At 61.0% G+C, this 13,099-nt stretch carries 9 protein-coding genes; 6 read left to right on the top strand and 3 right to left on the bottom strand.

Going from position 1 to position 13,099, the window contains the following annotated elements:
- Nucleotide 1: 1 nt before the first annotated feature.
- Nucleotides 2-640 (top strand): Pr6Pr family membrane protein, encoded by a 639-nt coding sequence (locus ACS4NR_RS15980; RefSeq protein WP_456017859.1) that lies wholly within the window; start codon nucleotides 2-4, stop codon nucleotides 638-640.
- 106 nt (nucleotides 641-746) lie between these two features.
- On the opposite strand, the gene ACS4NR_RS15975 is transcribed toward ACS4NR_RS15980, so the two are convergent.
- Nucleotides 747-1,532 (bottom strand): siderophore-interacting protein, encoded by a 786-nt coding sequence (locus tag ACS4NR_RS15975; protein WP_443532687.1) that lies wholly within the window; start codon nucleotides 1,530-1,532, stop codon nucleotides 747-749.
- Nucleotides 1,529-2,110 (bottom strand): PadR family transcriptional regulator, encoded by a 582-nt coding sequence (locus ACS4NR_RS15970; RefSeq protein ID WP_047599328.1) that lies wholly within the window; start codon nucleotides 2,108-2,110, stop codon nucleotides 1,529-1,531. Before ACS4NR_RS15970 ends, ACS4NR_RS15975 begins: the two co-directional genes overlap by 4 nt.
- A gap of 515 nt (nucleotides 2,111-2,625) precedes the next feature.
- On the opposite strand from ACS4NR_RS15970, the gene ACS4NR_RS15965 reads away from it, so the two are divergent.
- The 5 genes from ACS4NR_RS15965 to ACS4NR_RS15945 all read left to right on the top strand — a co-directional run bounded on the left by ACS4NR_RS15965 (nucleotide 2,626) and on the right by ACS4NR_RS15945 (nucleotide 8,327).
- A complete protein-coding gene (locus ACS4NR_RS15965; protein ID WP_027612105.1) occupies nucleotides 2,626-3,102 on the top strand; it encodes a CS1 type fimbrial major subunit in 477 nt (158 codons plus the stop codon).
- Nucleotides 3,103-3,207: 105 nt separating this feature from the next.
- A complete protein-coding gene (locus tag ACS4NR_RS15960) occupies nucleotides 3,208-5,730 on the top strand; it encodes a CS1-pili formation C-terminal domain-containing protein (RefSeq protein ID WP_456017858.1) in 2,523 nt (840 codons plus the stop codon).
- Between the two features lie 28 nt (nucleotides 5,731-5,758).
- Nucleotides 5,759-7,015: a hypothetical protein gene (locus tag ACS4NR_RS15955; RefSeq protein WP_456017857.1), complete on the top strand. Its 1,257-nt coding sequence runs from the start codon at nucleotides 5,759-5,761 to the stop codon at nucleotides 7,013-7,015.
- Nucleotides 7,016-7,074: 59 nt separating this feature from the next.
- Nucleotides 7,075-7,839, top strand: coding sequence for a molecular chaperone (locus ACS4NR_RS15950; protein WP_456017856.1), 765 nt, complete (start codon nucleotides 7,075-7,077; stop codon nucleotides 7,837-7,839).
- Nucleotides 7,836-8,327, top strand: coding sequence for a CS1 type fimbrial major subunit (locus ACS4NR_RS15945; RefSeq protein WP_150368538.1), 492 nt, complete (start codon nucleotides 7,836-7,838; stop codon nucleotides 8,325-8,327). The genes ACS4NR_RS15950 and ACS4NR_RS15945 overlap by 4 nt, the downstream gene beginning before the upstream one ends.
- Nucleotides 8,328-8,374: 47 nt before the next feature.
- Here ACS4NR_RS15945 and ACS4NR_RS15940 read toward each other — a convergent pair whose 3' ends face one another.
- Nucleotides 8,375-13,057, bottom strand: a complete 4,683-nt coding sequence (locus ACS4NR_RS15940) for an NEL-type E3 ubiquitin ligase domain-containing protein (RefSeq protein ID WP_456017855.1) — start codon at nucleotides 13,055-13,057, stop codon at nucleotides 8,375-8,377.
- Nucleotides 13,058-13,099: the final 42 nt, after the last annotated feature.

Genomic DNA, 13,099 nt, shown 5'->3' with positions numbered 1-13,099 from the left:
GATGGACGCCGTTGCGCGGCGACGCCTGATCACTGTCATCGCCAGCCTCGGCTGGGTCGGGCTGAGTATTCAGTTGTACCTGATTTTCCTCGCGCGACTGAGTGTCGATGCCAGCCTGTTGGGGGGGCTGGTGAGTTTCTTCAGTTACTTCACGGTACTCACCAACACCCTGGTGGCGACCGTGCTGACCTGCGCTGCCACCCGGCGTGAATCCGCCGCACAGCGCTGGTTTCTCCAGCCGTGGGTCAGCAGCGGGATTGCGGTCAGCATCGCGGTGGTCGGCCTGGCCTACAGCATTTTGCTGCGGCATTTGTGGCACCCGCAGGGCTGGCAGTTTGTTGCCGACGAATTACTCCACGACGTGATGCCGCTGCTGTTTCTCGGCTACTGGTGGTGCTGCGTGCCCAAAGGCACCCTGCGCCTGTGGCACCTGCCGCTGTGGCTGATTTACCCGTTGGTGTATTTCATTTACGCGTTGCTGCGCGGGCATCTGCTTGGCGCGTATGCGTATCCGTTCATCGATGTGGCGCTGCTGGGTTATGCACAGGTGTTCATCAATGCCGGGGGGATATTGGTGGGGTTTGTGCTGATTGGCTTGCTGGTGATCGGGATCGACCGCTGGCAGTCAGGACGAAGTTAAACGGTCAATGTGGGAGCGGGCTTGCTCGCGAAGGCGTCAGGTCAGTCAACATCATGGTTGAATGATCGACCGCATTCGCGAGCAAGCCCGCTCCCACAAGGGCAAATCACTCTTCTGCCGAACCTTCGGCGCGCCAGTAGCCGACGGCTTTGACGAACTGCTCATTGAGCCCATGCTCATCCAGCAGCACCCGGCGAATCTGTCGCGAGACCTTGGTCTCGGTCGCCACCCATGCATACAGATTGCCCTTGGGCACCTGCAACTGTTTGACCGTGGTCAGCAGGTTGTCCTTGCTGCCCTCGCGCAGTACCCAGATCACATTGACCTGCGCTGCACTTTCCAGCACCTGTTGCTCGGCACCGTTTTCCACTTCGATGACCACCAGCGCCTTGCGATTGGCCGCCAGACCTTCGAGGCGGCGGGCGATGGCGGGGAGGGCGGTTTCGTCGCCGATCAGCAGGTAGCTGTCGAAGATGTCCGGCACGATCATCGAGCCGCGTGGCCCACCGATGTGCAGGAATTGCCCCGGCGTGGCTTGTTCGGCCCAGGTCGAGGCAGGGCCGTCGCCATGCAGGACAAAGTCGATGTCCAGCTCAAGTTTTTCCAGGTCATAGCGGCGCGGGGTGTAGTCGCGCATCTCGGGCAGCGGGCCGTTGTCCTTGCCGGCGCCGAGCACCATGGTCTCCAGCGCTGCAGCCTGTTCGGCGTTCTGCGGGAACAGCAATTTCACGTGATCGTCAGTGCCCAGGCTTATGAATCCGGCCAGCTCCGGCCCGCCGAGGGTGATGCGGCGCATGCGCGGGGTCAGGTCGACCACGCGCAGGACTTCGAGTTTGCGGCGTTTGATTTCGTGCATCACGCGGTGAATGGTTTGGGTATCGACTGCAGTCATTCGGCTTTCTCCGGGGCAGTTTGAACGGCAGGGCCGTCGACGATGGCTTTGGCGGTGTCGTTGAGCAGCGTGGCAACCCGTTGGATTTCTTCCGCGCTCCAGCGTCCATGGTGCAGTTGCAGGGCGTGGCGCAGGTTGTGCACCGCCTCGTGGATTTCCGGCGGCCGGTCATGGCCGCGCAACGAGCGTTTGCTGACGTCGATGCGCATGCGCACGCCATCCAGCGCTACTGCTTGCTCGCTTAGGGACAAACGACCGGCGTCGGTCACGCTGTAGCGTTTTTTGCCGGCCTCGGCGTCGCCGCTGATCAAATCGCTTTCTTCAAGAAAGGTCAGGGTCGGGTAGATCACCCCTGGGCTTGGGCTGTAGGCGCCGTCGAACATGCCTTCGATCTGGCGGATCAGGTCATAGCCGTGGCACGGCTGCTCGGCGATCAGCGCCAGCAGCAACAATTTCAGATCACCGGGGGCGAACACCCGTGGGCCGCGTCCGCCGCGTTCGCGGCCGGGGCGTTTTTCGAAGCCGTCACGGCCGTCGCCGTGTTCGCGGTGATGATGGGGGGAATGATGGTCTCTCATTTTCCTGCTCTCTCGTCGTGTTTAGATACAACTTAAGATATATCTTTGCGCGCTGACAAGGGCTCCTGACCAACGGCGCACACCTGACCGATCGAATCTGCGGTCGAAAAAACCGGAAAATGATCAAGAAAACGCAGTATTAAATCCCCCGGCAAAGGCGCAGATTAGTGCTGATTCTCTAATATTCCGTTTCGCCCTTTATTTCCGGGAAAGTGTGGTACATGTCTTACGGAAGTTGCTGTGAAGTTGTGGCGCGTGCAGTCATTAGGCTGGCGCGCTGTAGTCTGTATCTTACAGTTGGACTGGAACTTTCCTGAATTTCACGGTTTTTTCTTTCTCATCTAATGGCGTCCAGGCTACAAGGTCGCAGGACGTTGCCTGCTTACTTTAAAGATAAATTGGTTGAACATTCTTCGGCGTTGAAAGTTAACGGTGAGCACTGACTGCTCGTGACTGTTCTGTTCGCCTTGGCTGCTCGACGACTCAACTAATTTATATAAGACAGGTATTCAATGATGCTCAAGAAACTCGCCTTTGCCGCCCCTCTGACTGTCCTGGCCATGAGCGCCTCGATGGCGTTTGCCGCCACTGAAGCCAAGCACTCCATCAGTCTCGTGGCGCACGTGCCGGCTGACGACTTCTATGCGGTGCCGGTGGATGCCGACCTGGTCAACAAGGATCAGGACATGAGCTACAACCCGGCCACCAATTCGATGCGCGAAGTCAACGGGCACTTCGACGTGCTGCACACTGCCGGCAAGGTTCATGCACGTCTGGAAGGGGTGCCGAAGCTGATTGGCGGTAGCAACACCATCGATTTGAAAGTCGAACTCAACGGCAAGACGCTGACCACCACCTCGCAGGAAGTAGTGGGTGATACCGAGTCCAATACGCGTTATCGCGCGCCCTTCAAGATCAGCGCTACCGGCGCCAAGCCGGCCGCTGGCGATTACACCGGTGTGGTCATGCTGGTCGTCGAACCTTCGGTTTGAGTCATAACGGCAATACCTGACGTTACTTGTCAAGTAACGTAACCGGCCGGCAACTTTGAAGTTGCCCGGCCGGGCTTTTACTTCCGGTAATCAGAGTATTAATCCATGTATCCGATGACGCCCATCGCGGCTGCGCTTGCGTTGCTTTTGAGCAGCAGCGTACTGGCGGCGCCGCCTCCAGTCGATAATACACCGCGAAGTTTGCTGGCTCAGGCGAAAGGTCTTCCGGCGGACTTTGAAGAGCATTTCTTTGATGTGCCTTTGGCGGTTCGTGTCGAACTTGATCAACAACCGCTGGGCGAGGCAATGATTATATTGTCGCGCGATGATCGCATTACCTTGCTCGACTTCACCGACACCAGTGACAGCCGTATCAGCGCCGTCGAGCGCGAAACCTGGGCCAGTCTCCTCAAATCCGGCGTAGCGCTTGGCAGCTGCAGCGGGCAATGCCCCGAGCAACTGCTGGCGGTGCATTACAACCTGGAAAACTCACTGCTCTCGATCGCCACCGAAAATGCCGAGCGCGATCTGCAGACGCAACGCTTCCATGAGCAGCCCGAGGGTGGCAGCAGCGGTCTGATGCTGCGCAATCAACTGAACCTCAATGGCGGCCAGAATCAGGATCTGGGCGGACGTTTCGGTCTGGAAGCCAGTGCCAGTCTCGGCAACTGGAGCCAGGCTTTCAATATGCAACTGGCGCGCCTCGGCGGGCCGGACACCAAGACCTATCATGCGGTACACGAGCTCTACACCCAGCGCGAACTGCAGGGCAGCTTTTTCCGCCTTGGCTATTTCACCCCCAATTCCGAAGGCCTGACCCGCCAGCCCCGGTCGTTCGGCACCAGCCCGGACACGGCGGTGGGCGTGATGTATGGCAGCTCCGACAGCCTGGCGGTCGATAGCCCGCGACCCAGCGTCTACCCGATTTTCGTCACGGCCAATCGCCAGGCGTCGGTGGAGATCTATCGCGATGGCCTGTTGATCAACACGCAAGCCGTGCCGGCCGGTTTACAGACGCTGGATACCCGTCCCTTGCCCGGTGGCATCTACGAAGTCGAAGTGCGCCTGATTGAGGATGGCCAGATCACCGCGACCACTCAGGAGCTGGTCTACAAACCGGTGAACTGGCAAAACCTCGACCAGCGCTGGCGCTATAACGTGTTCGCCGGGCAGGAAAGCAAACTGCTGAGCAATTGGGAGGAACAGCAAAGCGGTGATCTCACCGCCGGCGCCGCGCTCAACTATCTGCTGCACCCGCGGGTGATCCTCGGCCTGTCGGCGCGTCAGGTACGCGACACCTTGCAGTACGGCACGTCGATCGACTGGAGCCTGGCCGACAGCATCAGCCTCTTCGCCAACCTCTATCAGACCGAAGACCATGGCACCGGCGCCGATGTGCAGGGCCTGTACAACTATGGCGCCGGCAGCCTGGTGGTCAGCCACAACCGCAGCTGGCTCGACACCCGCAACACTTACGACACGCTGCCCGACGGTACCCGCGTGCGTCAGCGCAATGTGTTCACCGGCGAAACCAGCAACTCGTCGCTGGCGCTCAACCACCGTATCAGTCGCAAGAACTCGCTGAGTGCGCGGGTCTCGCACAGCACAGGCAACGTCGAAGGCGTGGGCATGGACCTGGGCTGGACGCAACGCACCGAGCTGTTTGGCAGCGATGCCAACTGGCGCTTGTCGCTGTTCGACCGGCCGGGCAGTTACAGCAGCGGCGAGGCGCGTAATCGCGGGATCGACCTGAGCATCAACATGGCGCTGGGCGGCCCGGGCCAGCAGATTTCCGGCAGCATCGGCAGCCGCACCGCCCGCGATGGCGGGCGCGACAACAATGGCTCGATCGGCTACCGCAAGGATCTGCAGGATCACATTCTGCAAAGCGTTTCGGTCACGGCGCTGACCGACACCTACGGCGTCGGTCTTTCGAGCCTGGCCAACTTCCGTACCGACTGGGTCAATGGCGACGGCTTCGTGCAGCGCTCGTCCTACAACGGCAACTTCACCGGTGGCGTGAACCTCGACAGCAGCGTGATCGTCGGCGGTCAGCAACTGCTCATGACCAGCCAGCATCAGGGCCGTGGCGCCGGGATGATCGTCGATGTCGAGTCGGATATCGCCGACATCGCCCTGCGCGCCGACGACCTCAGCGGTGGCAGTTCAGCGCTGCGCCCGGGGCGCAATTTCATCCCGCTCACGGCGTACCGCAACAGCTCGGTGGGCTTCGATTTCGTAGGCAATCACGTTCCGGCCGCCAGCATCGAACCGTCCCGTACCCGCTACCACCTGAACAAGGGCGGTGTGGAGTACCGCAAGGTGCGGGTGATGAAAACTGTCACCGTACTCGGACGCCTGCTTGACCCGCAGGGCCAGCCGCTCAAAGGCCATCACGTGATCAATCACGCCAGTCGCGGGGTCAGCGAAGTCGACGGGTTTTTCTCGATGGAAATGCACGCCGGCTCACCGACCCTCGAAGTGCGCTACGCCGATCAACTGCTGTGCCAGTTCCGGCTCGATATCGACAACCACCGCCGCGAAAACAACGTGCTGATGATCGGCGATTTGCGCTGCTCGCCGGACACGTTGGCCGACGTCACCCATAAAGCCCAGACCGCGGGTTGATACGGCCTGTTTCAGGAGATTTGCAGACATGAACGTCTCACCCTTGGCTACATACCTGCGTCGCGGGCTGGCCGCTGTTGTGCTGGTCGCCGGCACGGTATCTGCGGCTCACGCCGAACAAGTGTCGATCACCGCCGAGTTCAAGCCGGACTCGTCTTATCCGCACCGCAACAAGTTCCAGAACACCACGCCCTCCAGTGGTTACTGCACCTACGATCCGGCGCAGTGCGAGCAGCACGAAATATTCAGCTTGCAGGTGCCGATTCAGTTCAACGCTCGTGCGCCGATTGCGGCGAATCACCCTTCGCCGCGGCAAGGGGCAACGTTTCAGGTACCCGTGCAGTGGCGTGAGCTGACGGTCTATCACGAGACCACCCACGAGCCAAAAATCGTCAAGGTGCGGATCGTCGGTATCGGTTCGCGCTATGTGACCGAGAATGTGATGAAACTGGTGGAGGGCGCCGAAGACGATCGCAGCGCCCACAACCTGTTGTGGGGCTTGAGTTGGGTCTATGCTCCGGCGCCCTGTCAGTACAGCGGTGTGGGTTGGTACTCCCCCGATTCATACTCGTTTTTCTGGAAAACGCCAGCGGCCACTGCCTGCACCAAGCAGGCGAAGTTCGATGTGCCGTGGCTGCGTCTTGAGCACCTTGATTTTGCCTATGAACTGGTCACCCCCGACCCGCTGGGCATGTCGTCGGGGGACTACAGCGGTTCGCTGACCTACAGCGTCGGGCCGAATGCGGATTTCGATTTTGGCGATGTGATGTTGCCGTCTAGTTCGTCTCTGACCTTGAATTTCAATCTGAATGTACAGCACACCCTCAAGGTCGAAATTCCGCCCGGTGGCGAAAAAGTCCGCCTGGTTCCCAATGGTGGCTGGCAGAGCTGGCTACAGGCCGGACGTCGGCCGGTCAGCCTGTTTCGCGACCAGACTTTCAACATCTCGGCGTCGTCGCGTTTCAAGATGCTGATCAATTGCGGCCCTGGAATAGGTGCCGAGTGCGGATTGCAGGACAGTAATAATTACCGTCGAGTCCAGCTGTACGTCAGCGTCAGCATGCCCGATGGCATAACCGATCTTGCCGGCCAACCGGTGAGACGCATGCCGTTGAAGCCCGGCGCTGGGAGTGCCCTGTATTTCAAACCGGGTTTTTATGTGGATCGAGCCCCGGGAACCCTGCATTTCGAAGTTCGGCCGCATTCGATGGCAGAGATGCTGCAGCCCGGCGTGAGCGACAGCTATTCCGGTGTTGTCATTGTGATCTGGGATTCGGATATCTGATGGGCCATTCAGCGATGAGTCGATTCGGCATTGTGTTCAACGACCAAGGAATCAAGGTGATGAAGCGTCTGGTGTTAGCAATGGTTTTGAGCGGGCTGCCCTTTACCCTGCAGGCCGGCCCGCAGATCAATGTCGGGACGGTCTACGACTACCTCGACGGCGACAAGAGCACGTACCTGAAACGGGTATTCAACAGCGGCGACAGCACCGCATTCGTCAAGGTCAACATCCTCGAAATCCTCTACGACGCCGACGGCACCTCGCGGGAAATCGAGGTCAAGAGCCAGGCCGACATGAGCAGTCGAGACGGCCTGATGGCCAGCCCCGCGCGACTGATCGTGCCGGCCAACGGCATGCAGGGTACGCGTCTGTTGATGATGGGCGAGCGTGACCGGGAGCGCTATTTCCGCGTGCGGTTCATTCCGGTGGTGCCGGAAAAGGAAGACGAATTCGCCGTGTCCGCCGAGGAGCGTGAGCAATACAAAACCACGCTGTCGGCCGGGGTCAACGTCATGACCGGTTTCGGTACGGTGTTCTTTGTGCGCCCGAAAGACAGCCGTTTCGACAGCGTGATCGAAGACACCCCGACAACCTATCGAGTGCGCAATAACGGCAACACCGTGGTGTTGATTGACGAGTTCCGCAATTGTGCGCTGAAAGACGAAACCGCTTGCCAGCCGACCACCAAACACCACATCCGCGCAGGCAACAGTTTTGAGTTCGACAAGCAGGCCGGACGTGAATACCGCTTCAATCTGGTGGAGGGCGACAGCAAGAAGTCCCTGCGCGTAGCCGGCCTCTCATCACGGGGTGACCTGAAATGATCAAGCCATCGTTGATGACTCTGTGCGCGGGCGTTCTGACCCTGTTCAGTGCAGAGTCGTTTGCGGCACGCGAAGAGCACCGGTTCGAGGTGTCGGTGGATATTCCGACGCTGGGTTTTTATGTGATACCGGCCGAAACGGACTGGATTCATCGTGCGCAGATTCTGCCGTGGAATATCAGCACCAAGAGCCTCGGCGGAATGCGCAAACACTTCGACCTCAGGCACGACACCAGTGCCATCGAGGCCCGCCTGGAGAACGTAGCGTTTCTGTCCAATGGTCGCGAGGAGCAGAACATTTATCTGCGCGTCAGCTTCGCCGATACCGTGCTGACTCACGAGACGCCACGTCAGGTGGTTTCTGCGGAGCAGGCCAGGGCCGGCGGACGTTATGCGCTGGAGATCCAGCCGATCACACCCGCCGGCGGCTACAAGCCGGGGAATTACTATGGCAACGTGCACCTGATCTTCAATGCAGCGGCGCCCTGAGGTGCCCGGCCTGCCCGATGTGCAACGGGCAGACCGGCGCGCCGTTATCAAAGCCCGGCGCGGGTCAGGGCTTCACGGGTCAGGCGACGCGCGAGCTCTTTTTCGTCATCCGCCAGATCGACCAGCAGCCGCTCGAACAGCGTGTCGCTGATCGGCTCCTCATTGAACACCACGGTTGCCGGCGCCGGCAGATCGTTCATCAACGACTTGAGCTGTTCGCGCAAGGCTGCGCGTTCCTCGGCCATAGTCGATTGCACCCACTGGAGCTGGATTTCGCGCAGCGATTCAAGGGCTTCGTAGCGGTGCTGGAACAGACGCTTGTTGCTTTCCAGGCGCACGGGATAGCGCTCGCTCAGGTACTCTTTCCAGAAGTCGAGCTCAAGCATCTGGTTGACCAGGCCATCGCCTTCTCCCAGCGCCAGTACCGTGTCGCAGGCCTGATCGATCATCGCGTCAGTGACGCCGGACACCGGCCGGTACAGCATGCCCTCGGACTGCCAGGGCAAGCCGAGACGTTTGGCCAGGCCGGTCTGGTAGGCCAGATAAACCTCCACGTCGTCGGGGTTGCCGCCACGGCTGGCGACATCGGCCCGGGCGATTTCGTTGACCTGTTCCAGGCGCGCCGCGCCTTTGGCCAGCGTCACCAGTTTCAGTTCCAGTTCCTTCGGCTCGACCGAATAGGCATGCGCCTCGTAGGCCAGCACGTTTACCCCCATGTGGTTGAACAGCTGCGCACCGGCATCGGCGCAGTCCACCGGCGCCACCACCATGGTGAACAGTTTTTCGCGCAAGCGACTGTCGACGTGCACGGCGTCGAGCATGCGCCAGACGCGTTGCATCAACTGCTCGCGCGCCGTTCCGCCAGCGCGGAAATCGGCAAACTCACGCACGCTGAGCAACGTCGCCATGAACGGTTCGGCCATGGGATCTTCCACCAGTTCTGTCCACGGTGTTTCGCGATCAACGCCCCAGCCGGGCACGTCGGACCAGTAGTCGGCGCCGTAGTTGGAGATGATCGAGGTACCCGGGATGGCGACCGGCATGATCGGCTCCGGTGGCAGTGCCATCGAACGGCGACTGTCCTGGTAACGCAACTGGTTGAGATCAGACAGGGCGGCGACGTCCAGACGCGTGCGCGCCACCAGCCATTGCGCATCGGAACCACTCGGCACGTCGGGAATTACCGTCAGCGGGTTGCCGCGCAGATCGAGCAGCAAACCGCGTGGCCGTGGCTTGGCCAGAATGCCGTCCGGCCAGGTGGTCAGCCCGGTGTTCTTCAGCGCCACCACCTTGAGGCGCGGCATGCGCGACAGATCAGGCGACAGCCCCAGCGGGTTGTCGTCCATTCTCAGCACTTCGAGGTAGGTCAGGTTGCCCAGCCGTTCGACGGCGGCGCGATCCAGCACAATGTGGTTGTTGTTCAGGCGCAGGCGTTCGAGGCGGCGCATCGTGGTTCCGATGCGATCCGGCAAGCGCGTCAGCTCGCAGTATTTGGCACTCAGCTCGACCACGTTCGGAAAGTCTTTGAGCAGGCCGTTGGCGTCGGGGGAAAACCGCGCGTTGTCGAGATTGAGCAGCGTGACCTTGTCGAGAAACTTCTTCAGCGGCGGATGTTTCGCCCACCAGGTTTCCAGATCCGTGGAGAGCAGCTCCCGCGACAGGTCCAGCGCGTAGGCCGACGGATCGGCACGGTTGCCCAGGTGCGCGTTCTTGCGTTCGAAGCAGTTCAGCAGACTTTCGTAAATATGCAGCCCGCCACCGTCACGGAACCCCTGACTGCCTGGCCCCCAGCTCTCCGGTTGCTGATAGCGCCAGCGATGGACGATGACCCGCAGTTCATCGAGTTCGTCTTCATGTGCCTCGATGGCCTTGAGCGGCTCGCCGCGTTCGGTCAGGGCATTGGCAAACGCTTCGACCTCGCTCGGGCTGAAATGCGGGTGCAGATCCTGGATGCGTTGCTCCAGTGTGGCGGCATTGCGGCTCAGGCCCGGGCCGCGTACCAGAAACAGGGTGTTGTATTCAGCGATCGGGCGGATCGGCGGGCTGGCGAGTAGCGTGCGCCGCTCGCTGGGGGCCTGGGTTCTGGCAATGATCCACTGCTTGAACGGTTCGATGTCGTCGGTTCGATACCCGAGGGCACTGCGGCCATCGTGATTGATCGCCTGCAGAATTGCCTCGTACAAGCCACTGGCGGGGTGGATCGGCAGATCCGCGCCATCGCGCACTTGATAGCGATCGGCAGCGACCCGCACCAGCACCCGCACGCGCTCGGCGACCGGTGCTCCGGCCTCGCAACGCAACTCGCCGTCGAACGTGCCTTCACGGATTTCGATCCGCAGCGCCCCGAAGGTATCGCTGTAATGCCGCAGCGCGCCGAGAATCAGCCGTTCGCTGTCGATGTTGCTCAGGGCCTCCTGCTGCAAACCCTGGGCGGCGCGCACGGACTGCAATTCAAACTGCACCTCGCGGGCGCTCGTGCGCAAACGCAAGGGCAAACGGCGTTGCGTCGTGGCTTGCTGCTGCTCCATCGGCCGGGCATGGGTAACCACCCGCTCGGCGAGAACCGGCGTCAACTGTGGACAATCCACCAGCACCTGGCTGGCCGCCGGCGACAGTGGCGCGTCGGGCTGCGCCGCGCGCGCCGGGCCGAGACGATCCAGCGTGTCGCTGAGCAACGGTGGCGGCGGGGTGTTGTCGACATGCATGCGACGCAGCATGTCCTCGTCGGTGCCGGTCAGCAGGCGCATGTGCTCCAGTTGCGCGTCGCTGAAACCATCGGTGCGATGACCGATGCGCCGCATCAGTTTTCGCCCGTCCCACAGACGCGGGTTTTCCGTTTCACAGACCCAGGCCCCGTCGGCGTTGTGCGCAAGCGTCGGCGCGTAGGCCCGGGGACGTCGCGGATGGCGCAGGCGGTGTTTCCCGGAAACCGGATCCTTGGTCACCTCGAAGACGTGTTGATCCAGGCGCAGCAGCTGTTTGTCCCCCAGCGTATGAACGCCGTGCGCATCCGGGCGGGCCGGGCTTGGCAGGGTCTGTTCCGGCAGACGATAGGGCGCCAGATCCGGATTCCACAGGCGGGTCTGGCCATCGGCCAACTGCACCGGTTTCAGGCCTTCGACAAACGACGACAGCTTGACCCGTGCGACACGTCCCAGGCTCGCGCCTGCGGCGAAGGCACCGAGCTGGACGATGCTTTGCAGCACGCCGATGGCTTGCTCACCCGCTTCGGCCAGGTGCCCTTCGGCCATGTCGACGATGCCTTCAAAGACCCCGTCGAGCAGTTGATACGTGGTGTAGGCCAGCATCAATTCGCCGAGCCCCGGCACCAGCGGGGTCACCACCAGCAGCGCCACGTTGAAGATATCCGAGAGGATTTTCCCCAGGTTGTCCCACCAGGCCCAACGGGCCATGCGGTCGGCATACTCGGTCGAAATGGCGATCTCCCGGGCGTCATTGAAAATCTTGTTGAGCTTCTGCTGATGGAAGTAAGCCCAGAGACTGCCGGTGTAACGGGTATCGCGGTCGTCCTGGATTTTCGTCAGGCGAAAGCGCAGGTCGGGGTGATCCACAGGCGTTTCGCGCCAACTGGGCAGGTTGGTTCCCGGCGGTACGGCGTGCCATTTCACGGTGCTCAGGCGGGCGTTCAAGCCTGCAAAAAAATGCCCGCGCTGCTGATGGTTCACGAACTGGCTGAAAAACCGCTGATAGCTGCCGGCGGAGTCGCGGTCGCGCAGTTGCCGCGTCAGTTCAGCCATGAAGTCCAGCGCCGAGGCGTATTGTCTGAGCGGATGCTCCGGGTCATGGGGCACATAGGCAATCACCGGAACCGGGGCATTGGCGGAGTCCACGTCAGGGGCGATGAGGGTGATACCGGTCAGCGCCGTATCCATCATGGTGAGGTTGTAGTAGTTGATCGCACGCCCGCGCCAGCGCAGGTTGCGCCGGTCATCGAGCATGCCCTGGATGACCTCGTAGGCATCGCGGTCAATGTCCTTTTTCGCCAGGGCCAACTGGGCACAGACGCTCAATGTACTTTTCTGACTGAAGATGACCCGGTACTGCAAAACCTGGCGGGCCACGCGGTTGCCCGAGCGCAGAAACTCGTGCAGATGCTGCTCGTATCGGGCGCCGATATTCAGCTCGCGGCACAGTGACTTGAACTGCTCGATACTCAGTTTGTGCTTGAGCGGCCTGACCGTGAAGTGGCCGTTGGCATCGGGGCGGGTAATGAACTCCGAGGCCGGGCTGAACGCTTCACCACGGGAAAAATTATGCAATGCAGCGTCGAGCAGCGAGACAGTGCGGCTGGTGGTTGCACCGGCAAAGTCATGGGCCCACCACGCGCTGTTGACGGGGGCGTACAGGCGCAGCCAGGTGTTCTCGACATCGTCCTCGACGCCGAAACGCTGGTGCAGTGCCTGCTGTAATAACGGTTTGGCGAAGGCGTAGACGTCTTGCAGACTGCTCAAGGCCTTGTCCACATCGTTTTGTGCTTTCCAGGCATTTTGCATCTGCTGTTGCAGACGCAGATGTTCGGCGTCCGATACCTCTTGATACCAGGCCGGCAGCTTCAGTCGGTGCAGCTGCAATTCATTGACCCGCTTTGCCGAGCTTGCGCGCAGCCAGGCCGGGATGGCTTTTTCGATCGTCTGATAATGAACACTGACATCCGGTGAGACGAGGTGCGCCGTGCGTGGCGGTTGCCCCTGCGGGGAAAGGGTGGGCATTGCTGGATCGTCCTTGATCAAAAATGGAGCGATCAGCCTAGG

This window comes from Pseudomonas sp. JQ36 (genome assembly GCF_053851495.1).
The sequence above is the reverse complement of the archived record's forward strand: the minus strand, read 5'-3'. Positions and strand labels throughout refer to the sequence as shown.

Excerpts from the sequence above, each read along its gene's own strand:
- ACS4NR_RS15980 (WP_456017859.1), top strand. The coding sequence starts at position 2 with ATGGACGCCGTTGCGCGGCGACGCCTGATCACTGTCATCGCCAGCCTC.
- ACS4NR_RS15975 (WP_443532687.1), bottom strand. The coding sequence starts at position 1,532 with ATGACTGCAGTCGATACCCAAACCATTCACCGCGTGATGCACGAAATC.
- ACS4NR_RS15970 (WP_047599328.1), bottom strand. The coding sequence starts at position 2,110 with ATGAGAGACCATCATTCCCCCCATCATCACCGCGAACACGGCGACGGC.
- ACS4NR_RS15965 (WP_027612105.1), top strand. The coding sequence starts at position 2,626 with ATGCTCAAGAAACTCGCCTTTGCCGCCCCTCTGACTGTCCTGGCCATG.
- ACS4NR_RS15960 (WP_456017858.1), top strand. The coding sequence starts at position 3,208 with ATGTATCCGATGACGCCCATCGCGGCTGCGCTTGCGTTGCTTTTGAGC.
- ACS4NR_RS15955 (WP_456017857.1), top strand. The coding sequence starts at position 5,759 with ATGAACGTCTCACCCTTGGCTACATACCTGCGTCGCGGGCTGGCCGCT.
- ACS4NR_RS15950 (WP_456017856.1), top strand. The coding sequence starts at position 7,075 with ATGAAGCGTCTGGTGTTAGCAATGGTTTTGAGCGGGCTGCCCTTTACC.
- ACS4NR_RS15945 (WP_150368538.1), top strand. The coding sequence starts at position 7,836 with ATGATCAAGCCATCGTTGATGACTCTGTGCGCGGGCGTTCTGACCCTG.
- ACS4NR_RS15940 (WP_456017855.1), bottom strand. The coding sequence starts at position 13,057 with ATGCCCACCCTTTCCCCGCAGGGGCAACCGCCACGCACGGCGCACCTC.